This window comes from Pantoea sp. X-Soil-OKNW-713, from assembly GCF_059730685.1.
The window spans coordinates 44,058-69,640 of the sequence record NZ_AP035996.1 but is presented as its reverse complement, the minus strand read 5'-3'; the positions used below and the strand labels follow the sequence as shown (position 1 = coordinate 69,640).

Here is a 25,583-nt window from a genome sequence, read left to right as displayed (position 1 = left end):
GTTTATTGTCGGAAGCATAAAAAAAGCGCGATAAATCGCGCCGCAACGATTGAATGGGATCTGTAGCGGCGCGATTTATCGCGCAAAGGGTGTTACTGCGGGGCCAACTGACTGATAAACAGCCCCGCCGCGCTGACGGCATCAACGGCGATGCCGCCCAATTGCTCGCGGATACTATCGCCCAACGCGATGGTCGAGAAGCCGGTGCAGGAGAAGGCAATCACCTCAATCCCTTCGCGATACAAACCCTCGGCACAGGCCAGGGCACTGGCGCGTCCTTCCGCCGTCAGCAGATCGGTGGTGTTGCGAATCCCTTCTGGCCGCGCATAACGCACTGACTCACCCAGCAACTGGCGGAACGGTGCCGGTGCGGTGGCACCGATCCCCATCACCGCCACCGGTCTTTTTAACATGCGGGCGATACTGGCCGCTGCACTGCCCGCGCTGATCACCGGCACCGTCACGGCCGCACGTAACGCAGCCAGCCCCGGGTCGGCGGCACAGCTGAGAAACAGCGCATTGCAGCCCTCCGCTTCCAGTTGCTGGCCCAACGTCACAATTTTGGGCACTGCCAGCGCCTCGCTGGCATCGTCAAAAATACCTTTAGGTTGATCGGGAATAGCCCGGCTGACCGCTGCAATGCCATACTCCTGGTGAATTAACCGCCCGTGTTCTTCAACAAAGTGCTGATCCGGGTGGGTCAAAACACGAATAATCCCCAGCATGTCCAAACTCCTGCATAATGTTGTCGTTATTTTGCTGACGCCGCTACGCCTGCCAGCGGCGGAAAATCAGGCTAGCATTGACGCCGCCAAAACCAAAACCATTCGACAACACATATTCCATCGGCATCGGGCGCGCGGTTAACGCCACCAAATCCAATCCCTCCGCCGCCACATCGGGTTGATGCAGGTTCAGTGTCGGTGGGGCCAACTGGTCACGCAATGCCAGAATGCTGAAGATGGCTTCAACACCCCCTGCCGCACCTAACAAATGGCCGGTGGCCGATTTGGTTGAGGTGATCGCCACCGGGCTGTCGGCAAACAGCGCGCGGATCGCCGCCAGCTCCCCTTTATCGCCCACCTGGGTTGAGGTGGCGTGTGCATTGATATGTTGAATTTGCGACGGAGTAATCCCGGCCTGACGTATGGCGGTTTGCATGGCCCGACGCGCACCGCTGCCATCTTCCGGCCCGGCGGTGAGATGGTAAGCATCGGCGCTGGTGCCGTATCCCACCACTTCCGCCAACGGGGTCGCGCCGCGCGCCTGGGCATGCTCCAGCGATTCAATCACCAGCAACCCCGCTCCCTCGCCCATGACAAAACCGTCGCGCTGTTGATCGAAAGGTCGCGAGGCGCTGGCAGGCTGCTGGTTAAATCCGCTGGACAGCGCTTTCGCCGCGGCAAATCCGCCGAGGCTGACACGATGAATCGCCGCTTCGCTACCGCCGCACAAGGCGATATCCGCCTCTCCACTGCGGATCAGGCGTACCGCATCGCCAATCGCCTGCGCACCGGCAGCACAGGCTGTCACCGGCGCACCAATCGGCCCACGAAAGCCGTGGGCAATCGAGACGTGACCCGCCGCCAGATTGGCAAGAAAGGAAGGTACGGTAAAAGGTGACAGGCGACGTGGACCACGGTTATGGGTGGTTTCTACCGCCGCCGCGATTTCATTAAAGCCGCCGATGCCGGTGGCAATGATGGTCGCAGTTCGCTCGCGCAACGCTTCCAACTGAGGAAACCAGTTAGCCTGGGTGAGCGCCTCATGAGCAGCAACCAGCGCAAACTCAATAAAGCGGTCCATTTTTTTGCGCTCCTTTGCCGGGATAACCGCCAGCGGATCAAAGCCATGCTGCGGGTCCTGTTCTACCGAGGGCACCTGACCGGCGATTTTGCAGGGGATATCCTGCACGATGGCTTCGGGCAACGGGCTGATCCCGGATTGCCCCTGCACCAGGGCGCGCCAGACATGTTCCACGCCGCACCCCAGTGGGCTGACGATCCCCATGCCGGTAACGACGATGCGTTTTAATGAGATATCCATATGATCTCCAGTTGTGATGATTAGGTTTTTGGCACTTTCATAAACGGCACCAGTAATGCGGCGATGAAGAATCCGATCATGATCAGCCAGAACGCGTCGGCAAAAGCCTGAGTTTTGGCTTCACGCAGCGTCATTGCCGCAAGGTTTTTCAGCGCGGCAGTCTGTGCAGCATCGGGGCTGAAACCCTGCTGGATCAGCGCAGCGGTGGAAGTGTGCATAAATTCGCCCAGCGTCAGGCTGGCACTGTTGAGATGGTCTGCGAGACGGCTGTAATGCAGGTTGGTGCGATCATTAAGTATAGTGCCGCACAGGGCGATGCCGATGGCCCCACCCAGATTACGCATCAGGTTAAACAGCCCGGATGCCAGTTTGAGACGCGGCGGTGGCAGGCTACCCAGCGTCAGTGTCACTGTCGGTGCGACGGCAAATTGCTGCGCCATACCACGAAATGCCTGTGGCAGCAGCAGCTGATCTGCACCCCAGTCGTGAGTAATCGGCACAAAACTGTACATCGATACGCCAAAAGCAATCAGCCCGGCCGCCAGCAGCCAGCGCAGATCCACCCGATTAGCCAGCCACGAGTACAGTGGAATCGACAGCACCTGGAACAGGCCGGTAGAGAAGATCGCCAGACCAATTTCCAGCGCGCTGTAACCCCGCACCGTGCCGAGAAAAAGAGGCGTGAGATAGATGGTGGCAAAAATGCCAACCCCCGCCATAAACGAAAAATAGCAACCGAGGGTAAAGGTACGATCTTTTAGCGCGCGTAAATCCATCACCGGTTGCGCGTGGCGCAGCGTACGGATGATAAACATCACGCCACATACCAGCGCCAGCCAGCCGGTGATGGTCAGGGTGCTGTCGTCAAACCATCCCCAGCGCGGCCCCTCTTCCAGCGTATATTCAAGACAGCCCAGCGATACCGCCAGCAAGACGATGCTGAGATAATCTGCGCCGCGCAACAACGAGGTATCCGGCGTATCGATTTTTACCAGCGCAGGCACCGCCAGCGTGATGTATATGCCCGGCACGATATTGATGAAGAACAACCAGTGCCAGTTGAAATTCTCGGTGATCCACCCGCCGACAGTGGGGCCAAGTGTCGGGGCCAGCGATGCCAGCCCACCAATCGTGGCGGCGGCAATCACCCGTTGCTTACCCTGGAAAAAGGCAAAGGCGGTGGTAAACACCAGCGGGATCATCGAACCCCCAGCCAGCCCCTGCAAAGCGCGAAACGCAATCATGCTCTGGATATTCCACGCCCAACCACACAACACGCTCATCAGGGTGAAACCGGCCGCCGAGGCGGCGAACAACCAACGCGTTGACATGACCCGCGCCAGCCAACCGGAAAGCGGGATAATGATGATTTCGGCAATCAGATAGCTGGTCTGCACCCAGACGGTTTCGTCATCCCCCGCCGACAGACCACCACCGATGTCACGCAATGAGGCCGAAACAATCTGGATATCCAGCAGCGCAATAAACATGCCGAGACACATGGTGGCAAAGGCAATGACTTTTTTGCTGACCGGCATCTCTAATGCCGGTGCAGCAGGCAAGGCCGTCTGGCTGCTCATGGCGCAGGTTTCTCATCAACCGTTACCGTAACCGACAGCCCCGGACGCAACAGCCCCAGCTTTGCCGCTTCGCCATCCAGCGCAATACGCACCGGGACACGTTGCACGATTTTGGTGAAGTTACCGGTGGCATTCTCCGCTGGCAGGATGCTAAAGCGTGAACCGGTGGCAGGCGACAGACTGACGACATGGCCGGTAAAGGTACGACCCGGCAACACATCAGCGACGATCTGCGCCTGTTGTCCGGCCTGTAAATGCGCCAGTTGGTTCTCTTTAAAATTGGCATCTACCCACAACCCCTGTGCAGGCACCAGCGACAGCAATTGCGTACCGCTGCTGACGTAAGCCCCGGACCAGGCGCGGCGATTACCGATCACCCCATCAAAAGGGGCACGAATTTCGGTATAGCCAAGATTGAGTTTTGCCATTTCCAGACCCGCCTGCGCCTGTACCAGCGCCGCTTGCGTCTGTTTCTCACGCGCATCCAACACCTGTAACTGGCGCTCCGCAACGCTTTTATCGGCGCGGGCTTTGCTCTCCTGCGCCACCGCCTGACGGTAATCCGCCTGCGCGTAGTCGCGGGTTTGCGCAGAAACCGTCTGCACCAATGCCCCATAACGTCGGTTGTCGCCTGCGGTTTTTTCCGTCATCGCCTGTGCGGCATTCACTGCCGCTACTGAACCGGCGATGGTGGCGAGTTGTAACTCACGCGTGGCGGCGATATCCGCCAGCGCAGCCTGCTGAGCCTCGACTTCTCCACTGGCTTTCATCAGTGCTGCCTGATAATCACGCGCATCAAGCCGCACCAACAGATCACCTTTTTTCACCCGCATGTTGTCCTGCACGGCGATTTCCTGCACGTAGCCCGCCACTTTGGCGGAGATGGTGCTGATATCGCCGCCGACATACGCATCATCGGTCGATTCAACAAAACGGCCGGACTGCCACCACCACAGGCCATAACCGGCAGCCAGCACCACGGCGGCAACCGCCACTAACGGGATCACTTTGCGCCTGTTCATGGCTTATCCACCTGTTTCGCCGGTGGGACAAATTTCAGCGCTGGCTCACCCGCACGTTTTTTCTGCATGTATTCGTGACGATAGCGAATCACTGGCGCGGCTACCGGACCGGGCACGATCGAATACTTATCCGCGGTCAGCGGCTCACGCGTTTCGCTATCCACCATAATCGCCTGCACCGGACGTTGGGTGGCGGTTTCCACCAATTGCACCTGACGACCTTCCGGCGAGAAGTGGCGGCTACCCCACTCCACCAACGCCAGAATGACAGGACGAAAATCACGTCCGATCTCGGTGAGGTGATATTCGTAGCGCGGCGGGGTGCTGCTGTAGCACACCTTCTCCAGCAATCCATCCTCCACCAGCTCCTTCAGGCGTCGGGAAAGGATATTCGGGGCGATGTCGGCATTCTTTTGAAATTCATCAAAGCGGGTAAAACCTGCTAACGCATCACGCAGAATAATCATGCTCCAGCTATCGCCAATGCGTCCGAGGCTGCGGGCAATGGGACAGGGGGCGTGGCAAAGCGGTTCGTTTTTCATCTTGCTGGCTCAGGTTGGTTCGCAATGCGCTCAGATTTCCACAGTCACTATCAAAATGCAAGTTACTCTGATTGGCAGGAACCGTCGCGGCGCAATTTATTGCGCGGTTTCGTGCACGCTGAAAGAAAAATCTGCGCGATAAATCGCGCCGCTACGGGTGAGCCAGTCGATGAGATCTGTTGGAATGCAGTCAGCAGGTTTTACCGCTTAATATCTGAACTCTTCGCTTAACAAGCCAAAAATCCAGTCATCCTGCCAACGACCATGCAGGAAATAGTTTTGCCTGAGCGTGCCTTCCTGATGAAATCCAGCGTTAAACAAGGTCCTGCGCGAAGCTTCATTTCCTGAAGTCACCGTGGCGGTTAATTTGCGATACCCCAGGGTATTAAATGCGAAACGGGAAATATCTTTTAGCGATTCGCTGCCAAAACCCTGACCATGAAATTCGGCGGCGAGGATAAAACCCACTTCCGCAATGCCTTCATCACGCTCGATAAAGCCGGTGACGCCTATCGGTGTATCTGTATTCTTTTGACGCATAACAAGACATAACCAATGCTCACTGCCTTTATGCCAGGGTTGCAAACGTTTCTCGAAAGACTGGATTCTGATTTCTTCATCCGTGCGTGAATCGCTAATAAAATGCATGACGTGACGGTCCTGATTTAACGCCTTGAAAAATGGCCAGTCAGCAGGTTCGAGGCAGCGATAATCCAGCCTGACAGAAGAGATTTCCTTGTAATGGTTAACCATATGGCCCCGGCCCGATAGATTCGCGCATGACCAGGCGCGCGGTGAAATTTTTGTTCTGCGCCATATTGCCACCATCCAGCATCGACACCAGTTGTTCAATGGTCTGCTGGACCATTTCGGTCACCGGAATTTTCATACTCGACAGCGAAGGAATGGTAAACGGGGCCAGCGGGATATCATCAAAACCCACCACCGACACCTGTTCAGGCACGGCAATCTTCGCGGCAGCGAGTTGTTTCATGGCGCCAATCGCCATCTCATCGTTGCTGGCAACAATGGCGCTGAAGTGACACCCGCGTGCCAGCAAGGACGCCACCGCCGCCATGCCACTTTGCGCATGCCACTTACCCTCGACAATCAGCGCATCCTGCACCGCGATCTGATGCCCGGCCAGCGCCGCTTTATAGCCGGAAAGACGTTCCAGCCCGGTAGGAGAATCCAGTGATCCGGTAATAAAGGCGATATCACGATGGCCCAGCGCAATCAGTTGGTTGACCGCCAGCGCGCTGTTGGCGTGTTGATCGGAATAGATACAGAAACTCTGATGCTGCCGCAGACGGCGGTTAATCACCAGAATCGGTTGTTTATGTTGGGAGATGATGTCGTCCATCTCATCGATGGAGAGAAAACGGGGGTAAATGATGATGCCGTCGCAACGCAAATCCAGCAGAAACTGAATCGCCGCACGCTCTTCGGCTGCGCTGTGTTTGCCATCGGCGAGGATCAGCTGTCGCCCCTGTTGCTCCATCAGGCGCGCCGAGTGGGCCATCAGCTCGCTAAAGTAACTGCCGCTGTAGAGCGTGTTGGTAATCACCAGCCCGATGGTTTGCGTCGATTTCACCGCCAGATTACGTGCCAGCAAGTTGGGGCGGTAATCCGTCTCGGCGATCGCCCGCAGTACCCGTTCGCGTTTTTCCTCGCCCACATAGCCATTCCCCGATAACACGCGGGATACCGTTGCTTTTGACACACCGGCTTTTTTCGCCACTTCGAGAATGGTTGTCATCGTTTTCTCATCGCAATCAAGACGAATCGCAGTTTACCTAACATGCTCATAGATTAGGAAATTTTTCTCCTGACTGCCGCCCTGCCGTCACAGCGATTAAGTGATGAGCGTCACAATGTTTTAAATCAAATTTCAAATGTCTTGTCAGGTTAAAAATACAACTTCATTATTTTGTGAAACCGGTTTCTCATGATGAGAAACTGAACATCTGGTTGCCTCTGCCCTACAGCTGATGCACGAACGGCCAGATAAGCGACCTATTTTGATAAGAGACGAAAAATCCATGTCGAAGAATTATGCCGAGATCTCCCGCGCCATCGTCCAGGCGCTGGGTGGTGCCGAAAACATTGAAGCCGTCACGCATTGCATGACCCGGCTGAGATTTGTCGTCAAGGACACGGGCCTGGTGGATAACGCCGTGCTGAAAGCAATCCCCGGCGTGATGGGTGTGGTGCACGCCGATACCCAGTGCCAGGTGATTATCGGCAACAACGTTGGACAGGCGTTTCAGGAAGTGCTGAAGCTGGCAACACCGGGTTCAGCACCTGCCGCACAACCCGAACGGCGCAAAATCACCCTGAAACGCATCGGTGCCGGGATTCTTGATGCGCTGGTCGGCACCATGTCACCCCTGATCCCCGCCATTATTGGTGGTTCGATGGTGAAACTACTCGCCATGATCCTCAATATGACCGGCGTGTTCGCAGAAGGCTCCTCAACGTTGGTGATCCTCAACGTCATCGGCGATGGCGCATTTTTCTTCCTGCCGATCATGGTCGCGGCTTCTGCGGCGCTGAAATTTAAAACCAATATGTCGCTGGCGATTGCGATCGCTGGCGTGCTGGTGCATCCCAATTTTATCGACCTGATGGCTAAAGCCGCACAGGGCCAGGCGGTGGAGTTTGCTTATATCCCGGTGACGGCAGTCAAATATACCTACACCGTGATTCCGGCTCTGGTGATGACATGGATCCTGTCGCACATTGAACGCATCATCGATCGTATCACCCCGGCAGTGACCAAAAACTTCCTGAAACCGATGTTGATTGTGTTGGTTGCCGCACCAATCGCCATCGTACTGATTGGCCCGCTGGGTATCTGGATTGGTAGCGGGATTTCCTCGCTGGTGTACACCATCCACGGTTATCTTGGCTGGCTGTCAGTGGCCATTATGGGGGCGCTCTGGCCCCTGCTGGTGATGACCGGTATGCACCGTGTGTTCACCCCCACCATCATCCAGACTATCGCGGAAACCGGCAAAGAAGGCATGGTGATGCCCTCAGAAATTGGCGCCAACCTGTCGCTCGGTGGCTCCTCCCTTGCGGTCGCGTTCAAGACCAAAAACCCGGAACTGCGTCAGACGGCTTTGGCGGCAGCAGCTTCAGCGATTGTTGCCGGGATTTCAGAACCGGCATTGTATGGCGTGGCGGTGCGGCTAAAACGCCCACTGATCGCCAGCCTGATCAGTGGCTTTATCTGCGGCGCGGTGGCCGGTATTGGCGGTCTTGCCAGCCATTCGATGGCCTCGCCAGGCCTGTTCACCAGCGTGCAGTTTTTCGATCCCAATAACCCGATGAGCATCGTCTGGGTCGGTGCGGTGATGGCGCTGTCGGTGGTGCTCTCGTTTGTTTTGACCCTGGTGCTGGGCTTTGAGGATATCCCGGTTGCGGAATCCAGCCCGAAAACACCAGACGCGGTGGTTGACGCCGCAAAACCTGTAAACGCCAATTAATTGAGGATTTTCATGTCTGAACTGACATTTCCTGCGGGATTCTTATGGGGCGGCGCCCTTGCTGCCAACCAATCGGAAGGGGGGTATCTGGCAGGCGGCAAGGGACTGACAACCGTGGATATGATCCCGCATGGCCCGCATCGCATGCCTGTCAAGCTGGGGCTGGAGCAGCGTTTTACCCTGCGTGAAGACGAATATTATCCCAGCCATCAGGCCATCGATTTCTACCATCGTTACAAAGAAGATATCGCGTTGATGGCAGAGATGGGCTTTAGCGTATTCCGCACCTCGATTGCCTGGAGTCGTCTCTATCCCAATGGCGATGAGCTGCAACCCAACGCGGAAGGTATCGCTTTTTATCGCGATGTGTTCCGCGAATGTAAAAAGCACGGTATCGAACCGCTGGTGACGCTGTGCCACTTCGATGTGCCAATGCATCTGGTGACGGAATACGGTTCGTGGCGCAATCGTAAAATGATTGAGTTTTTCGCCCGCTATGCCCGCACCTGCTTTGAGGCTTTTGATGGCCTGGTGAAGTATTGGCTGACGTTTAATGAAATCAATATCCTGCTGCACAGCCCGTTCTCTGGCGCAGGTCTGGTGTTTGAAGCTGACGAAAACCCTGAGCAAGTTAAGTATCAGGCGGCACACCATGAGCTGGTTGCCAGCGCGCTGGTGACGCGCATCGCCCATGAGGTCAACCCGCAAAACCAGGTCGGTTGCATGCTGGCGGGCGGTAACTTCTACCCGTGGTCGAGCAAACCAGAAGATGTCTGGGCCGCCCTCGAAAAAGATCGCGAAAACCTGTTCTTTATCGATGTGCAGGCGCGTGGCGCTTACCCCTCATACTCGGCCCGGGTGTTCCGCGAGAAGGGAGTGAAGATTGAGATGGCACCTGAAGATACCGAGATCCTGAAAAACACCGTGGATTTTGTCTCCTTCAGCTACTACGCCTCGCGTTGTGCTTCCGCCGAGATGAACGAACAAAACAGCAGCGCTGCCAACGTGGTGAAATCGCTCACCAACCCGCACATTAAACGCAGCGAGTGGGGCTGGGGCATTGATCCGCTCGGTCTGCGCATCACCATGAACATGATGTATGACCGTTACCAGAAACCGCTGTTCCTGGTGGAAAATGGCCTTGGCGCACGCGATGAGATTAACGCCGACGGTGAAATTCATGATGATTACCGCATCAGCTACCTGCGGGAACACATTCACGCGATGGCGCAAGCGATTGATGATGGCATCCCGGTGATCGGTTACACCACCTGGGGCTGCATTGACCTGGTTGCGGCCTCGACCGGTGAGATGAGTAAGCGCTACGGTTTTGTCTATGTGGATCGCGACGACCACGGACAGGGTTCGCTGAACCGTATGCGTAAAAAATCGTTCTGGTGGTACAAGAAAGTCATTGCCAGTAATGGGCGGGATTTGGCGTAAAGGTTGTCCGGTAACGGCGCGATTTATCACGCCGTTACCGCCTTACCAGCGCGTAGCCTGCATATCAATCACGAAGCGATACTTCACATCGCCGCGCAACATGCGCGCAAACGCGGTTTCGATCTCCTCTCCAGCAATCAGTTCAATATCCGCCGTGATAGCGTGTTGACCACAGAAATCCAGCATGTCCTGGGTTTCTTTGATGCTGCCGATGGACGATCCACTGATGCTGAGACGGCGGTTCACTATCGGGCTGACGTTGGGAGACGGATGCGGCTGCTCGGGAATCCCCACCAGCACCAGTTTGCCGTTGGTTTTTAACGTTGCAAGCCAGGGGTCGAGATCGTGCGGGGCAGAGACACAGTCGAGAATCAGGTCCAGAGAAGCCTGGCAGGCCGCCATCTGCGCGGCATCACGCGAGATGACCACTCGCTTCGCACCTAAGCGCAGCGCATCTTCGCCCTTTTGCGGCGAGGTGGTAAACAAGGTCACTTCGGCACCCAGCGCACTCGCCAGTTTTACGGCCATATGCCCTAAACCACCGAGTCCTACCACGCCGACGCGGTCCCCGGCTTTCACGTTACCATAACGCAGTGGCGACCATACCGTGACGCCCGCGCACAACAGCGGCGCGACACCCGCCAGCGGCAGGTTGGTCGGAATCGCCACGACAAAGTGTTGGTCCGCCACCACATGCTGCGCATAGCCGCCCCAGGTGCTGCCGCCAGTATATTTATCCGTGCCGTTATAGGTCGCGGTCCATCCGGCTTCACAATATTGTTCTTCCTGCTGCTGGCAGAAATGACACTCGCGGCAGGAATCGACCATTACGCCGACACCCACTAAATCCCCGGCCTGAAAGCGTGAAACGCTTTTGCCCGTTTCCACAACACGTCCGACAATTTCATGTCCCGGCACCAGCGGATAGTTGCTGACGCCCCATTCATTGCGCGCCATATGCAAATCCGAATGGCAAACGCCACAATAAAGGATCTCAATTTTGACATCCTGCGCCTGCACGCTGCGCAGCGCGATCTGACCAGAAGAGAGGGGTTGTGTGGCATGGGGTGCGACTAACGCGTTGATTTTCATTGCGCCTCCGAAAGCTTGTGGCAATGGCTGTGTGAAGGCGGCAGACTATAAAGAACAAGGTTCAGAATTGATAGTAGTCACCATTTGGTGACCATCCGAGGAGATAAGCACATGCCCGCCTGGGTTGACGGTAAACTGATGTTCTTCGCGGATTCACCCCCGCGTCGCCTAATGGATCTTTTTTCCCTGAAGTGGAGCAGCATGGTGCTGCATGCGTTGTATCACTGGCCGGATCATCGCGCCCGTACTGGCGAACTTCAACGCAGTTTGCAGGGGATTTCGAAGAAGATGCTGTTTCAAACCCTTAAAGAACTGGAACAGCGCGGCCTGATCGCGCGCCATGTTTATGAGGTGATACCGCCAAAAGTGGATTACCGCCTGACACCACTCGGTATGACCCTTGCCGCACCGATTGAACAGATGTATCAATGGGGACTGGAGAATCAGGCCGCGCTGGACCAGATGGCCGCCAACTACCACGCGGCTACGGACGCGCCATCAAACGCAGCATGCACAGCTGATCCTGCTCCCGACGCGGATTAAATACCACCAGGCTCAGACCGGGTTTGCCCTCGACGGCAAAGGTGCTGTACTCCAGCTCCAGCACCCCTTCGTCCGGTAGCCAGAGTTGTTTAATGCCTTCCCCGTGTTGGCTGACTTCCTGCGATTGCCACAGGTGACGGAAAGTTTCACTCATGGCGCACAACTCCGCCACCAGCGCACGCACATGTTCGCTGGCCCCGGTGCGCGCCACATCGGCGCGGAAGTTCGCCACCAGGTCGCGCGTGACCTTCTCCCACTCGGGTAAGCGCTTTTTCATCTGTTCATCGCGAAACATCATTAGCAAGATATTGCGCTGCTCGGGTGGCAGTTGCGCATAATCGACAAAAACTTTGGTGGCCGCCCGATTCCACGCCACCACCTGCCATTCGGCGGTTTTCACCAGCGCCGGAGTGCCCGGCATGCTGTCCAGCACCCGTTGCAACGAAGGAGATACGCTCACTCCGCCCTGCCAACTGACGCCAGGCAGACGATTCTGCGCCAGTAAAAACAGGTGATCGCGCTCGGCGGCACTCAACTCCAGTGCCTTCGCTAACCTTTCCAGCACCACTTCAGACGGCGCACCGCCTCTGCCCTGTTCCAGCCAGGTATACCAGGTGGTGCTGACGCAGGCGCGTACCGCCACTTCTTCCCGGCGCAAACCCGGGGTACGACGGCGCTGCATCGGAAAGCCGAGTCGGGCTGCATCCAGCCGCTGGCGGCGTTCACGCAGATAATTGCCCAGCAGATTGTCGTCTTGCATCGTCATGGTGTTTATCCTGTTAGTCCCGATACCCGTATAAGCTCACGACTGTTCACCCGATCGCTGGCTTTTATCATAGTGCCTGTTAACAGCCTGTGAGGAGCACGAATATGCGAATTTTTGTGACCGGGGCGAGCGGCTTTGTTGGCTCAGCCATTGTGAAAAAACTGCACGCGCGTGGTCACGCGGTGCTGGGGCTGGCGCGCAGTGAGGCGTCAGCAGAGAAATTACACCTGCAAGGTGTGACGGTGTTACGCGGCGATCTGGAAGATATAGCCAGCCTGCGCGCCGCCGTGCGCCAGAGTGACGGCGTGATCCATGCCGGTTATATCCATGACTTCAGCCGCATGGATCACGCAGCCGCAGTTGATCAGCAGGCGATTCTGGCGATGGGCGAGGAACTGGCCGGTTCCGATCGACCATTGATTGTGACCTCCGGCACCGCCCTGGTGGCACCGGGACGGTTGGCGACTGAGCAGGATCAACCGGTGGCAGGCGCGCATCCGCGTTCTGCTTCCAACGTAGCGGCACTGGCGCTGGCGGAAAAAGGGGTGCGCGTGGCGCTGGTCCGCTTACCGCCCACGGTGCATGGCGCTGGCGATCACGGTTTTGTGCCGATGCTGATTAACCTGGCAAAGGAAAAAGGCGCGGCGTTTTACGTGGATAGTGGCGAGAACCGCTGGCCTGCGGTCAATCGCTTTGACGCTGCCGAGCTGTTTTGCCTGGCGGCAGAGCAGGCGCAAGCGGGAGCGATTTTGCATGCGGTGCAGGAAGAAGGCATCCCCTTCCGCCAGATTGCGGAAACCATTGCCGCCGGATTAACGCTACCGGTAAAAAGCCTGACGTTGCAGGAGGCACAGGAAGCGCTGGGCTGGATGGCGCGCTTCGCCGCCACCGACAATCCGACCTCCAGCAGTTGGACGCGCCAGACTTTTAACTGGCAGCCAGACGGGCCGGGATTGTTGCAGGACATACGCGAAACAGATTATTTTCTCTAGCCATTCTGCATCGTAGCGGCGCGATTTATCGCGCGTTTTAACACCAAAGGTAAATCGCGCCGCTTGTATCTTGAAGTTGTAACTGGTTAGCTACCCGTTACACGAAACGGAGGCAGCTTGTCGCGCCGCTTAAGACCCGATCTTGTGCCGTAGCTTAAAGCCCTCCGTTTCTCCTTTCACGCCAGCATCTACTCTGAACGGTAACCAGAAGCTCTGACTTCGTATGTACAAGGCAAGATGGCGTGATGGTTCATGTGAAAGGGAGCTGTCTTATGATTTATCTCGGTATTGATGTCAGTAAAAACAAACTCGACCTCTGCCTGTTGCCCGGCAACGGGAAAAAGAAAACCAAAACCCTCAAAAATCATCCCGACGCCGACCGGGAGATAAATGACTGGTTACTCAGGCAAAAATGCCATCCTGAACAGGTGATGGTGGTGCTCGAAGCGACCGGCATTTATCACGAAAACGTCGCCTTCGGTCTTCATGAAAATACCCCCGTTACAGTCTGCATCAGCAATCCTCAGCGGGTCAGGGAGTTCGCCCGTGGAATGGCTATCCTGACTAAAAACGACTCCGTTGATGCTTACATCCTGGCCCGTTATGGCGAGCTGAAACAGCCTGATGCCTGGGTGCCACCCTCCCCGGAGGTCCGTAAACTTCGGGAGCTGGTGCGTCTGCGGGACTCACTTCAGGCTGATGTCCAGCGGGCGGAGAACCGACTGGAAAAGGCTCATTCAACCCGCACAGCGCCTGAAATCATTGACTCGCTGGAGAGAACCCTGAAAGCCCACAGGGACGAGCTGAAGCGTATTGAAGCGCTCATCTCAGACCACACAGATAATCATCCGGGTCTGAAGGAAGACCGTGAGCTGCTGGAATCGATAAAAGGAATAGGCAGCGTGGTGGGCACGACAATGCTGTCGGTGCTGCGCTCGTGTCCGTTCCGGAGTGCTTCACAGGTCGCTGCGTGGCTGGGTGTGGTACCGGTGGAAAAAACGTCCGGTAGCTCAGTCAGGGGGCGTGCGCGGATGTCAAAAACAGGCCCGGCAGACGTAAGGGCGAAACTGTATATGGCGGCGATCGTAGCGATCAGGTGGAATGCCCCGGCGAAGGCGCTGTACCAGAGGCTAATCGCGAAGGGCAAAGCCAGCAAGGCCGCGCTTGGAGCGGTGATGCGCAAGCTGGTTCATCAGTGCTTCGGGGTGCTGAAAACGCGGATGAAGTGGGATGAAAATTACGCAGCTACCGCTTGACGTTCAAGACGGTAGCTACGGTTAGCTGTTAGGCGAACGGAAATTCACGCGCCAGCAGACGCGCAATCACATTCAGCGCGCCCTCATCATTGTTGCTTTCGGTTTTATAACGCGACACCGCGCTGACTGGCGCGGCGGCATTCGCCATAGCAAAGCTGTAGCATGCCTGGCGCAGCATTTCGAGGTCGTTAGCACTGTCGCCAATCGCCAGCACCTCACAATCATCAATACCCCATTTCTCCTGCAACAGCGCGATACCATGCGCCTTATGGCAGCCGGGGATAATCAAATCGACAAAGCCAAAGCCACTGGAAACCGGGTGCATGATGTTTTCAATCGCATTCAGTTGCGTGTGCAGACGTTCCAGCAACGCCTCGACACCTTCATGCGCCAGATTGAGCGAAAACTTGAAGATGGTGTCGTCGATATCATAAAGATTGTCGCGTTTTTCCAGACGATGGTAATGGTTGGCGAGCATCGCCATCACCTCATCCGGCATCGAGGTATGTACATAGGCGCCGTTACGGCCACACACCACGGTACTGATCTCCGGCTCTTTTGCCAGAATATCGAGGATCTGATGCACCGCTGCCGGTGCCAGCTCTCCGCAGAATATCTCTTCGTTGCTGTCGGTTACCCAGGCACCGTTTTCAGCCACAAAGGCAATTTCGTTTTTGATTTCAGGAAAATAGCGCAGCAGCTGATAATATTGATTGCCGCTGGCGACCACGAAACGGATGCCCTTCTCTTTCAGCAACGCGTACTGACGCAAAAAGCGTTGTTTGTTGTACTGCTTGTTGTCATCCAGAAATGTGCCATCCATATCCACCGCAATCATTTTCACTGCCATAGTGCTCTCCTGTAACTGTGTGCCGTCAAATCCATCCGGCTTCAAAGGTTTTATTCAGCTTACTCGCGGTGTGGATTAATGAGAATGTGAATTATCGGATTTTTATCCCCTAAATAATTAAGGTTGCAGGAAGGCGGCAAGCGAGCGAAGCCCCAGGAGCCTACTGTAGTAGGTGACTGGGGTGAGCAAGCGTAGCCAACGCACCTGCGGCCTTAATTATGACGGGGATACCGCTTTCAGAGATTTCCAGACCAATTATTACTGTAATTGGCCGCCTTTTTCCCTGATCCAGCTACAGATTCCGGCGAGGGCGTTGGTATCACACCCTCGCCCGACATCAGGCCGCAGCGCTCTCGCCCCGCAATCCTGCCAGCAGCGTCTGCGAGCTGGCTACCGCACCAAAGATGCCGCCCTGCATATGGATCATGCTTAAAGCAGCTTCATGATGTTTACGTTCCGTTGCGGCACAACAATCCGCCAACACCAGACATTCAAAGCCACGGTCATTGGCTTCACGTAACGTGGTATGCACACAAACATCGGTGGTGATGCCGCTGATGATCAGATTGCGAATGCCGCGACTACGCAGAATTAACTCCAGGTCGGTGGCATAGAAGGAGCCTTTACCGGGTTTATCAATGATCACCTCATCGGGCAGCGGTGCCAGTTCGGGAATGATCTCCCAGCCCGGCTCGCCACGTACCAGAATGCGGCCACAGGGGCCGGGCGCACCAATCTCAGCCTGCATACGCTTTGAACGCCAGCGTTTGTTGGCTGGCAGATCGCTGAGGTCCGGGCGATGCCCTTCGCGCGTGTGAATGATGGGAAAGCCCAGCGCACGCATGGTTGCCAGTACCTGCTGCAATGGCACGATAGGGGCGCGCGTCAGGGCGATGTCGTAACCCATGCTGTCAACATAACCGCCTTTACCACAAAAATCGGTTTGCATATCGATGATCATCAACGCCGTATCGCGTGGGCTGAAGCGGCCATCAAACGGCCAGGCATAGGGCGTGGAATCAATGGCATAGTCAGGCATTTTCTTTCTCCAGATTCTGTACGCTGACGGGGCGCTGCATTTTCACAATCAGGGTATAGCTGATGGCCGCGGTCACCAGCCCAATCACCGCTTCACCAAACTGCGGGAAGGCAACATGCGCCAGCACCGCACACAGGCTGCCAATTGCCCAGGCGGCAAAAGCGCTGCCGCGCAGACGGCGAGTCGGGCGTTTTTCACTGACTTTCGCCATGAAGATCAAATCAACAATCATGACCGCGCCAAAAGGTGGCACCACGATGCCGAGCAGACTGAGCCATTCAAGGAAGTAAGACCACACGCCCGCCAGCGCCAGCACGCCGCCAATGGCACCGAGGATCAGCGTCCAGAGTCGCATTTTGCTGCTGAACAGATGACTAAAGCCCACCGCGCCGTTGTACAGGCAATGAGTGCAGACCGAACCGAGATTGATAAACACAAACAGGAAGGCAACCGTCGAGAGTAAGACGCCGTGGCCCATCAGCATCGGCAGGAAATTACCGCCGTTGCTCGCCGGATCAACCGCCGCCCCTACCGCCACAATCACCACACCAAACAGGTACGAGATCACATTCGCCAGCGGGAAGGCCGAGAACGCGGCGATGACCGCCGAGCGTCCATCTTTGGACCAGCGCGTGAAATCTGCCGTCATGGTGCCGGAATCGGCAAAGCCTGCCACCACCATCGTGACCGCCGTGCCCATACTCATCGCCCCGGCGGCGCTGGCACTACCCTGCCACTGCGTGAGGGTGCTGAAATCATGGTTTTCCGCAATCAGCCACAATGCCACCAGCCCGAGCACCACAAACAACGGTGCGGCGATCATTCCCAGCACCGAAAGCGCCCGCACCCCGAGAAAAGTGACGCCGGTATACAGCACCATCGCGAACGCGGTCACCGCCAACGCATTCCAGCCGAAGGTCTGATTAATCACCGTTCCGGTCAGGCCGGTCTGAAAGGCGTACCAGCCAATCACCACCGTCGACAGGAAACCGGACACCAGAATGTAGCCTTTGGTGCCAAAGGTTCGTTTTGCCTGGAGCGCAAAGTTCATGCCGGTGTTACCGGCAAACCAACTCAGCGCACCCACATAAGCAAACAACACCAGATTGCCCAGCAGGATGGCAATCAGCGCAGGCCAGAAGCCGAGATGCCAGGTGATGATGCCGCCAAATAACGCATTGGTTAAGATCATCGGAAAACCAAACCACACCGCCGAAACGGAACGCGTTGAATGGCGATGGCTGAGGGGAACAGGTTCGTGTTCGAATTCCTGCTCCAGCGCAGGGGAAGATTTATCACTCATGGACGACTCCGGTAACAGCAGGATAGAAATGATTCCAGGGTTGAATGCGCTCAAAAGCGGCACTTGCCGCCAGCACCAGGCCATCGTCCAGATGACGACCTACAATCTGCATGCCAATCGGTAACCCGCTGGCGGTGAAGCCTGCCGGGACGGATGCCGCCGGTTGGCCGGTAAAATTGAAAGGAAAACAGAAAGAGAGCCAGTGGTCGCTGCGAACCATGCGACCATCAATGATCTCCGGGCCTTGCATGCCCAACGGGAACGGAGGTGTGGCTAACGTGGGCGTCAGCAGCAGGTCGTACCCCTGCATAAAGCGCCACAGTTGATTACTGAGTTTTTTGCGCGCCACCAGCGCATCGGTGAAGGTTTCCGCCTGCCAGTTATGTTGCAGCATGGCAGACAGATGGGGAGACATGCGCGACCCCAGTTGCGTACGCAGGTCTCGCATGCCATTCAGGTCGCTTTCCAGTGCCACCAGCGCTGAAAAAGCGGCAACTTCATCGTCGATCGCCGGGTTAACCTCTTCCAGCTCTGCCCCGAGTTCGCGAGCAAAGCGACGCGCGGCGGAAGTCACAACGTCGCGCACTTCAGCGTCGACCGCCACATAGCCAAAGTCCACGCTAAAGGCGATACGTAAGCCCCGCAGCGGTTTGTCCAGCGCTTGCAGCCAGTCCACGTCACTACAGGGAATGGAGTGTCGGTCACGCATATCCGGGCCAGCCATCACCGACATCATCAGCGCGGCATCTCGCACGCTGCGCGTCATCGGCCCGATATGTTCCAGCGACTCCCAACTGGAAACGCCCGGATAGCGTTCGTCACGGCAACCGGGCCACAACGGCACCCGCCCCATCGACGCTTTTAAGCCATAGACGCCGCAATGCGCGGCCGGAATACGTACCGATCCCCCACCATCGCTGCCTAACGCGACAGGACAGAGCCGGGCCGCCAGTGCGGCTCCCGAACCGGCGCTGGAACCACCGGGAGTTTTGCTCAGGTCCCACGGATTGCGCGGTGACGGGAACAGCGGATTGTGCCCGACACCGCTATAACCAAATTCCGGCGCGGTGGTTTTCCCCAACAACACCGCATCTGCCGCCAGCAGGCGCTCGACAGTGATGTCATCTTCATCCGGGATAAAATCGGCATAGGCGGCGGAACCGGACGTGGTTTTTACTCCGGCAGTGCAAATCAAGTCCTTCACCGCCAAAGGCACCCCGGCCAGCGCGCCGAGGGGTTCCCCTTTCAGCCGTCTGCTGTCAATCGCGCTGGCCTGTGCCAACGCCCTCTCCGGCACCAGGGTACAAAAAGCCTGCACTTGCGGTTCCCGCTGCGCCAGGCGATCAAACGCCGCTTGCGTTAGTTCGCGTGCTGAAACCTCACCGTTGCGCACCAATGACGCCAGCAACGTTGCATCGCCATCCAGTAACTCATCAAACATGACTTTCTCCGGGATAATCGGGGTTACCCGGAGTCAGTGCAGATCGCGTGCCACATTGCGCAGCCAGAACGGCGACAAAACCAGAAAGTCAGTCAGGATACGGGCTTGGATACAAGATCGAATTCTTATAACAAACGCTTGTTAGCATTATTGCTAGCAATGCACTAAAACGGCGCGTGGGTTGCGGCAAAACCGGGCACTGGAGTGCGATGCGAAGATCATTCCTTCACCTCTGACTCATAGAAGAAGTTACACAACAACTGCCAGAGATAGCTGGCTGCCGGGGTGAAACGATGATCGACGCTGCGCAGTAAATGACACTGGCTTTCGCGCGCGATACGGTGATCGATGGGTATCGCGCGTAATCCCTGCTCCAGCAAGGCGCGCGGTACCGCCTGTTGGGTCATAAATGCGATCCCTAACCCGGCCTGACACAGCGACAGCGCACTGGAAAACAGGTTGCAGCAGTATGCCGGTGCCAGCACCTGTCCTTCACTTTTGAAGATGGCGCTGAGATAACGTTGCAGACCAAAGGTGTCGCTCATGGCGATCAGACGGTGCTGCGTCAACTCCGCCACGCTGATTGACGAGTAACGGGCAATCGGGTGGTCCGGCGTCACAATGGCGCAGATTGGCCCGCGCGTAAAACTATGACTTTTTAGCCCTGGCGGCCCGGCAGTACCAAAACCAACCGCCATATCCACCTCACCGCGCATAATCAGGTCAACGGTGGTTTGCATATCCCCCGAACTGATATCGATAAATACGCCCGGCCAGGCAACGGAGAACTCCTGCAAAACATGGTTAACCACCTCTTCCACCATGCCCTGGCCTATGCGCAACGTGACCGACCCACCGCGCATATGCCGCATATCCCGCAGTTGCCGCTCCAGCAGTTTGCGGCGCTGCGTGGTTTGCGCATAATCCTCGGCCAGCAACTTACCGGCCTCCGTGAGCACCACATTGCGCCCGCGCCGCTCCAGCAGCGGCAATTGCAGGCTCCGTTCGAGCAACGATAGCTGGCGGCTGACTACCGATGGGTTGATCCCGAGCGCATCTGCTGCACGACGGATACCGCCCTGCATCCCTACTTCATATAAATAACTTATCGCTTTCTCGGGATAAGCGGCATTTGTCATAAGATAAGCCTATCTGTTGCTTTCAGGTCAACAATTCTAGCATTCCCAGTTCATTTTTAACCGCTGACTTTTCTGCGCATACTGCCGTCTGGACTAAGGCAGGAAAACATAAATGAACCATATAAAAAATTACTTACAGCAACACGCCGACGAGATTCTGGGTGATATCAAGCGACTGGTACAGGCGGAATCACCTTCACTCGACAAAGCCGCCGTTGACCGTTGTGGCGAAGTGCTACAGGGTATTTTTCAGCAGCGCCTGGGGATCAGTGCTGAAGTCGATCATCAACCGAGCTACGGCAACCATTTGCGTTTTGCGCTGGGTGAACATGGCCCGCAAACCACCGTGATCGGCCATTTTGATACCGTCTGGGATCATGGCGAGTTAGCGCTGCGCGAAGAGGATGGCAAATTCTATGGCCCTGGCGTGCTGGATATGAAAGCCGGGCTGGTACAGGCCATTTGGGCGGTGCGCGCGCTGGTGCAACTCAATCTATTGACCGATCAACGCATTGTGTTCCTGTGCAACAGCGATGAAGAAGTGGGTAGCCCCAGCTCCAGCGACTGGATTGGTCGCCACGCGATGGGTTCAGAGCAGGTGCTGGTGGTGGAACCGGCGGAAGTCGGCAGCGGCGCGCTGAAGGTTGCGCGCAAAGGCACCGGACGTTATGACGTGGTGATCACCGGTCTGGCTGCCCATGCGGGCAACAACCCGGAAGAGGGCGTCAGCGCCGTGCAGGAGATGGCACATCAAATCCACGCCCTGCACGCCCTGAATGACCCGGCGCGCGGCACCACGGTGAATGTCGGCATCGCCAATGGCGGCAGCCGCATTAACGTAGTGGCTGACCATGCCGAATTGGGTATTGATACGCGTGTCACCAGTGAAGAAGAAGCGCAACGCATTCATGCCGCCATCAGCAACCTGCAAGCGGTGATGCCAGGGATCACCCTGAAAGTGACCGGTGAGCAGGGACGACCGCCAATGCGCCAAACCCCGGCTTCTGGCTTGCTGCTGGAACGGGCACAACGCGTCGCTCAGCAACTCGGATTTGCCGTTGAAGGCAAATCCGTCGGCGGCGGCAGTGATGGCAACTTCACCGCTGCATTGGGGCTGCCGACGCTGGATGGCCTCGGCGCGACTGGCCGGGGTATCCACGCGCGTCATGAACACATCAATATTGCCGATATCGTACCGCGTGCCGCTCTGGTTGCCGGTATTATCCTCAGCGACAGCACAGCAGGTGACGCAGCATGAGTCAGGTAAACATTGCGCCATCCGCCAGCGTGTCGGCAGCCCGTCCTGCGGGACAAAGCCCGTATCTGCTGCTGTTTATTATGCTGGTGGTGGCGGCTGTCGCCACCTGGCTGATCCCGGCTGGCGCATTCGATTACGAAACCCGCGAGGGGATTAAATTTGCGGTGAAAGGCAGCCTGCATGCTGTGCCGCAGTCCGGTGTGTATCCGCTGGAGATCTTCACTGCGATTGCCGATGGCATGGTGAAAGCCGCACCGATTATCTTTTTGATTTTGTTCACCGGTGGTGTGCTGGCGGTGGTGGAGTCAACCGGGGCGATTAAAACCGCACTGAACTCCCTCGCCCGCAGTACCCGCCTGAGCGATACCCGCATCATCCTGATCTTCGGTGTGATTTTCGCCATTCTCGGCACCACGGGTGCGGTGATCAATGCGGTGGTGGCTTTCGTTCCCATCGGTTTGCTGGTGGCGCGTTCGCTGGGATTGTCGCCGATCCTTGGCGCATCGCTGGTGTATCTCTCCTGCGCCGCCGGGTTTAACGTCTCGGTATTAGGTCCGGCCACCACCGGGCTGACGCAGCATCTGGCACAACTGCCGATTTTTTCCGGCATGCTGCTGCGCGGGCTGACTTTTTTGCTGTTTGCGTTTAGCGCGATGGGGTATTTGATCTGGTCAGTACGCAAGGCACGTAAGGCCGGTGAGCTACGTCCCAAACAGACGGAGACGCAGGATGCCACACTGGTGGTGACACCGCGACATAAGTTGATTCTGGTGACCTGTGCGCTGGCGCTGATTATTTTTATCAGCGGTGCCGTCAGACTGCATTGGGGCACCAATGAAATGTCGGCCATGTTTGTCTTGCTGGCGATTGTCGTCGGATTGATTGGTCGTATGTCCGGCACCGATATCGCCAACACCTTCCTTTCCGGCTGCTCTGGTCTGGTAAAGGGCGGGTTTATCGTCGGTCTGGCGGGCGCGGTTTCACTGGTGCTGCAACAGGGTCATGTACTCGATCCTATCGTGGGGTTCCTGACCGATTTGCTGGCCCCGGTGCCGCAAAAGGTCGCGGCCATTGGCATGTTTATCAGCGCAGCATTGATTCACTTTGGTATCTCATCTGGTTCCGGCGAATCGGCGGTGCTGATCCCGATCTTCTCACCGCTGGGCGATAACCTCGGCCTGACCCGCCAGGTCACAGTGCAAACGGTGTTGCTGGGCGAAGGCATCGTGAATTGCATCAGTCCGACGTCGGGCGTGTTGATGGCGGTGCTGGCGACCGCCGGTATCCCGTTCGGCAAGTGGCTACGTTTTATTGCGCCGCTGATTGCAGTGTGGTTTGCCATTTGCGTGGTGATGCTGCTGATCGGTGTCTCAATCAAGTGGGGACCATTCTGATTTTATAATCCGCAACAAGCGTAACGGCGTGATTTATCACGCCGTTTTTTTTTGCCCGCTTTGGTGAAAGACTGCGCGATAAATCGCGCCGCTACGGATTACCCACCTTCTGGCTACCCTCAGATCAACTCACACTACATTTCACTGTTGCGGTTTTGTTATTTTCGCTGCATATTACGAATGAAAGTTAAAACTAATTCATTCGAAACCTTGTACCCGGATCAGGAGTTGCTATGAACATGCCTTTTACTGCGGTAACCCTCCCAGAAGATCACAAGGCGAAAATCCGCCTGATGAAACAACAACTCAGAAAACAAATTGGCGATGTCGAAGGTTTATTCCTTCAAGTGAAAGCCAAAATCAACCAGGCCATTGCGCAGGCGAAGGAAGATGAAGCACAACGCGGCACGGCCTGGCCGATGGTGAACTGGCGAGATATCGCAGAGAAGAATGTCTCTCAGGAACAAATCGACTTTATCAAACGTCGTGGCTGCGTGGTGGTGAAACAAAACTTTGCCCGCGAGGAAGCGCTGGCGTGGGATAAAGCGATGCTCGATTATCTTGAGCTGAACGATTTTGATCGTCAGTATCGTGGTCCGGGTGACAGTTTCTTTGGCAGCCTCGAGGCTTCCAGGCCGGAAATTTATCCCATCTACTGGTCCAAATCGCAGATGGAAGCCCGCCAAAGTGAAGGGATCTCGCTAACACAATCGTTCCTGAACCGGCTGTGGAAATTTCAGTCTGGCGACGTGACCTGGTTTGACCCGGATGTCAGCATCATTTATCCCGACCGCATCCGCCGTCGTCTGCCCGGCACCACCTCCAAAGGGCTAGGTGCCCACACCGATTCCGGTGCGCTGGAGCGTTGGCTGCTGCCCGCTTATCAGCAGGTATTCAGCAAAATCTTCAATAACCAGTTTGCAGATTACGACCCCTGGGATGCCGCCCATCGTACCGACGTCAATGAATATGATGTGGCGAATACCACCAAATGTTCCGCCTTCCGTACGTTCCAGGGCTGGACGGCGCTTTCGGATATGGAAGCCGGTCAGGGATTGCTGCATGTGGTGCCGGTGCCGGAAGCAATGGCGTATGTGCTATTGCGTCCGTTGCTCAGTGATGTACCGGAAGATGAACTGTGCGGCGTGGCACCCGGTAAAGTGCTGCCAATCTCTGAGCGTTGGCATCCCGATTTGATTGAGGGCTTGTGCTCCATTCCGCCGTTGCAGGCAGGTGACTCGGTCTGGTGGCATTGCGATGTGATCCACGCCGTGGCCCCGGTTGAAGACCAACAGGGCTGGGGAAATGTGATGTATATTCCCGCCGCGCCGTTGTGCGATAAGAATCTGCGCTATGCCGAAAAAGTCGCGAATGCGCTGGACTTCGGTATCTCGCCCCCCGATTTCCCACGCGAAGACTATGAACGCGACTGGCAGCAACGTTTCACCACCGCAGACCTGAACGCCATCGGCAGACGTAGCCTGGGGTTAGCCTGACTGCCATCCGCCCGGTGCTGCCGGGCGGGTTTCTGTTACACTGCCGACATTATCCTAACCGTGCCAAAGCCTGATGCGATGAATAGCCGACACCAACAGATTATCCAAGTGGTAAATGAAAGGGGCAGCGTCACAGTTAACGAACTTTCGCAGTTAACCGGCGTTTCCGAAGTGACCATCCGCCAGGACCTTAACGCGCTGGAGCGCGAGAATTTCCTGCGCCGCGTTCACGGCTCCGCCGTCGCGCCCGACAGCGATGATGTGGGCGCGCGCATGCGCACCCGTTACAAAATCAAACAGGCGATCGCCGAACGTGCCGCCTCGCTCGTCAATGACGGGGAAGCCATTTTCATTGAAGGCGGCAGCACCAACGCCCTGCTGGCGCGCTGTCTGGCTAACCGCAAAGATTTAACCATCATTACCGTTAGCCACTATATCGCCCAGGTGCTACGCGACTCGCAATGCGAGGTGATTATCCTCGGCGGCCAATACCAGAAAAGCAGCGAATCGGTGGTTGGCTCACTGACGCGTTTCTGTATCCAGCACATCAATTTCCATAAAGCTTTTCTTGGCGTCGATGGCTGGCATGCGGAAACCGGTTTTACTGGCCGGGATATGATGCGCTGTGATGTGATCAATGCAGTGATGGCAAAGCAGACCTACACCATCGCCATAACCGATTCCTCTAAATTTGGCGTGATCCATCCCTACCCCAGCTCACCGGAACACCCGTTTGACGCGGTGATAACCGATGACGGCATTCCTGCCGCCGCGCGGGAAAATCTGTCTGAAGCCGGGGTGCGGTTAGAACTGGTGGCACAACCTGAGTAACCTGGCAACGCACAAATTGATCGTTGCCCGGCCCTGGGATAAGCGCATCATGTCCTCCT

The 25,583-nt window shown here is 56.5% G+C and carries 23 protein-coding genes; 9 read left to right on the top strand and 14 right to left on the bottom strand.

All coding sequences use genetic code 11. The features are described from left to right. Positions 1-92: 92 nt before the first annotated feature. From AC6I8R_RS20805 to AC6I8R_RS20775, 7 genes are all read right to left on the bottom strand, one after another. Positions 93-725, bottom strand: a complete 633-nt coding sequence (locus tag AC6I8R_RS20805; RefSeq protein ID WP_497832803.1) for an aspartate/glutamate racemase family protein — start codon at positions 723-725, stop codon at positions 93-95. A gap of 43 nt (positions 726-768) precedes the next feature. Then, the gene (fabF, locus tag AC6I8R_RS20800; RefSeq protein ID WP_415173528.1) at positions 769-2,046 is read right to left on the bottom strand and encodes a beta-ketoacyl-ACP synthase II; all 1,278 of its coding nucleotides are present in this window, start codon (positions 2,044-2,046) and stop codon (positions 769-771) included. A gap of 20 nt (positions 2,047-2,066) precedes the next feature. After that, a complete protein-coding gene (locus tag AC6I8R_RS20795; RefSeq protein ID WP_497832802.1) occupies positions 2,067-3,626 on the bottom strand; it encodes a DHA2 family efflux MFS transporter permease subunit in 1,560 nt (519 codons plus the stop codon). Next, complete coding sequence (locus tag AC6I8R_RS20790) at positions 3,623-4,648, bottom strand: HlyD family secretion protein (RefSeq protein ID WP_415173530.1); 1,026 nt, start codon at positions 4,646-4,648, stop codon at positions 3,623-3,625. The genes AC6I8R_RS20795 and AC6I8R_RS20790 overlap by 4 nt, the downstream gene beginning before the upstream one ends. Then, positions 4,645-5,190 carry a winged helix-turn-helix transcriptional regulator gene (locus AC6I8R_RS20785; RefSeq protein WP_415173531.1) on the bottom strand — a complete coding sequence of 182 codons (546 nt, stop codon included), beginning with the start codon at positions 5,188-5,190 and terminating at the stop codon, positions 4,645-4,647. The genes AC6I8R_RS20790 and AC6I8R_RS20785 overlap by 4 nt, the downstream gene beginning before the upstream one ends. Positions 5,191-5,397: 207 nt before the next feature. Then, positions 5,398-5,943, bottom strand: coding sequence for a GNAT family N-acetyltransferase (locus AC6I8R_RS20780; protein WP_415173546.1), 546 nt, complete (start codon positions 5,941-5,943; stop codon positions 5,398-5,400). Further along, on the bottom strand, positions 5,936-6,949 hold the full coding sequence (locus AC6I8R_RS20775) for a LacI family DNA-binding transcriptional regulator (protein WP_415173532.1): 1,014 nt from the start codon (positions 6,947-6,949) through the stop codon (positions 5,936-5,938). The genes AC6I8R_RS20780 and AC6I8R_RS20775 overlap by 8 nt, the downstream gene beginning before the upstream one ends. Before the next feature lie 283 nt (positions 6,950-7,232). On the opposite strand from AC6I8R_RS20775, the gene ascF reads away from it, so the two are divergent. Next, entirely contained in the window at positions 7,233-8,681 is a 1,449-nt protein-coding gene (gene ascF, locus AC6I8R_RS20770; RefSeq protein WP_415173533.1) for a PTS cellobiose/arbutin/salicin transporter subunit IIBC, read from the top strand. A 12-nt stretch (positions 8,682-8,693) separates the two neighbouring features. Further along, a complete protein-coding gene (locus tag AC6I8R_RS20765; RefSeq protein WP_208725958.1) occupies positions 8,694-10,124 on the top strand; it encodes a 6-phospho-beta-glucosidase in 1,431 nt (476 codons plus the stop codon). A 42-nt stretch (positions 10,125-10,166) separates the two neighbouring features. On the opposite strand, the gene AC6I8R_RS20760 is transcribed toward AC6I8R_RS20765, so the two are convergent. Then, positions 10,167-11,216, bottom strand: a complete 1,050-nt coding sequence (locus AC6I8R_RS20760; protein ID WP_497832801.1) for an NAD(P)-dependent alcohol dehydrogenase — start codon at positions 11,214-11,216, stop codon at positions 10,167-10,169. Between the two features lie 111 nt (positions 11,217-11,327). On the opposite strand from AC6I8R_RS20760, the gene AC6I8R_RS20755 reads away from it, so the two are divergent. Then, positions 11,328-11,759 carry a winged helix-turn-helix transcriptional regulator gene (locus AC6I8R_RS20755; RefSeq protein ID WP_415173535.1) on the top strand — a complete coding sequence of 144 codons (432 nt, stop codon included), beginning with the start codon at positions 11,328-11,330 and terminating at the stop codon, positions 11,757-11,759. Here AC6I8R_RS20755 and AC6I8R_RS20750 read toward each other — a convergent pair. Further along, entirely contained in the window at positions 11,701-12,525 is an 825-nt protein-coding gene (locus AC6I8R_RS20750) for a helix-turn-helix transcriptional regulator (RefSeq protein ID WP_415173536.1), read from the bottom strand. The two genes, AC6I8R_RS20755 and AC6I8R_RS20750, sit on opposite strands and share 59 nt — an antisense overlap. A 104-nt stretch (positions 12,526-12,629) precedes the next feature. Between AC6I8R_RS20750 and AC6I8R_RS20745 the strand changes: the two genes are divergently transcribed. Both AC6I8R_RS20745 and AC6I8R_RS20740 read left to right on the top strand, forming a co-directional pair. Further along, the gene (locus AC6I8R_RS20745) at positions 12,630-13,517 is read left to right on the top strand and encodes an SDR family oxidoreductase (RefSeq protein WP_497832800.1); all 888 of its coding nucleotides are present in this window, start codon (positions 12,630-12,632) and stop codon (positions 13,515-13,517) included. A 272-nt stretch (positions 13,518-13,789) separates the two neighbouring features. Further along, positions 13,790-14,773, top strand: a complete 984-nt coding sequence (locus AC6I8R_RS20740; RefSeq protein WP_497831829.1) for an IS110 family RNA-guided transposase — start codon at positions 13,790-13,792, stop codon at positions 14,771-14,773. Positions 14,774-14,801: 28 nt separating this feature from the next. On the opposite strand, the gene AC6I8R_RS20735 is transcribed toward AC6I8R_RS20740, so the two are convergent. The 5 genes from AC6I8R_RS20735 to AC6I8R_RS20715 all read right to left on the bottom strand — a co-directional run bounded on the left by AC6I8R_RS20735 (position 14,802) and on the right by AC6I8R_RS20715 (position 20,545). After that, the gene (locus AC6I8R_RS20735) at positions 14,802-15,623 is read right to left on the bottom strand and encodes a Cof-type HAD-IIB family hydrolase (protein ID WP_208725964.1); all 822 of its coding nucleotides are present in this window, start codon (positions 15,621-15,623) and stop codon (positions 14,802-14,804) included. 337 nt (positions 15,624-15,960) lie between these two features. Continuing rightward, positions 15,961-16,662: a biuret amidohydrolase gene (gene biuH / locus AC6I8R_RS20730; protein ID WP_415173538.1), complete on the bottom strand. Its 702-nt coding sequence runs from the start codon at positions 16,660-16,662 to the stop codon at positions 15,961-15,963. Then, entirely contained in the window at positions 16,655-17,965 is a 1,311-nt protein-coding gene (locus AC6I8R_RS20725; protein WP_208725966.1) for a purine-cytosine permease family protein, read from the bottom strand. Before AC6I8R_RS20725 ends, biuH begins: the two co-directional genes overlap by 8 nt. Beyond that, complete coding sequence (locus tag AC6I8R_RS20720) at positions 17,958-19,406, bottom strand: amidase (RefSeq protein WP_497832799.1); 1,449 nt, start codon at positions 19,404-19,406, stop codon at positions 17,958-17,960. Before AC6I8R_RS20720 ends, AC6I8R_RS20725 begins: the two co-directional genes overlap by 8 nt. 218 nt (positions 19,407-19,624) lie before the next feature. Next, positions 19,625-20,545 (bottom strand): LysR family transcriptional regulator, encoded by a 921-nt coding sequence (locus tag AC6I8R_RS20715; RefSeq protein ID WP_208725968.1) that lies wholly within the window; start codon positions 20,543-20,545, stop codon positions 19,625-19,627. 112 nt (positions 20,546-20,657) lie between these two features. On the opposite strand from AC6I8R_RS20715, the gene AC6I8R_RS20710 reads away from it, so the two are divergent. From AC6I8R_RS20710 to AC6I8R_RS20695, 4 genes are all read left to right on the top strand, one after another. Then, positions 20,658-21,803 (top strand): M20 family metallopeptidase, encoded by a 1,146-nt coding sequence (locus AC6I8R_RS20710; protein ID WP_497832798.1) that lies wholly within the window; start codon positions 20,658-20,660, stop codon positions 21,801-21,803. Beyond that, on the top strand, positions 21,800-23,197 hold the full coding sequence (locus AC6I8R_RS20705; protein ID WP_497832797.1) for a YfcC family protein: 1,398 nt from the start codon (positions 21,800-21,802) through the stop codon (positions 23,195-23,197). Before AC6I8R_RS20710 ends, AC6I8R_RS20705 begins: the two co-directional genes overlap by 4 nt. A gap of 233 nt (positions 23,198-23,430) precedes the next feature. Further along, on the top strand, positions 23,431-24,693 hold the full coding sequence (locus AC6I8R_RS20700; protein ID WP_208725971.1) for a DUF1479 domain-containing protein: 1,263 nt from the start codon (positions 23,431-23,433) through the stop codon (positions 24,691-24,693). 78 nt (positions 24,694-24,771) lie between these two features. Beyond that, on the top strand, positions 24,772-25,524 hold the full coding sequence (locus tag AC6I8R_RS20695; RefSeq protein ID WP_415173244.1) for a DeoR family transcriptional regulator: 753 nt from the start codon (positions 24,772-24,774) through the stop codon (positions 25,522-25,524). Positions 25,525-25,583 lie beyond the last annotated feature (59 nt).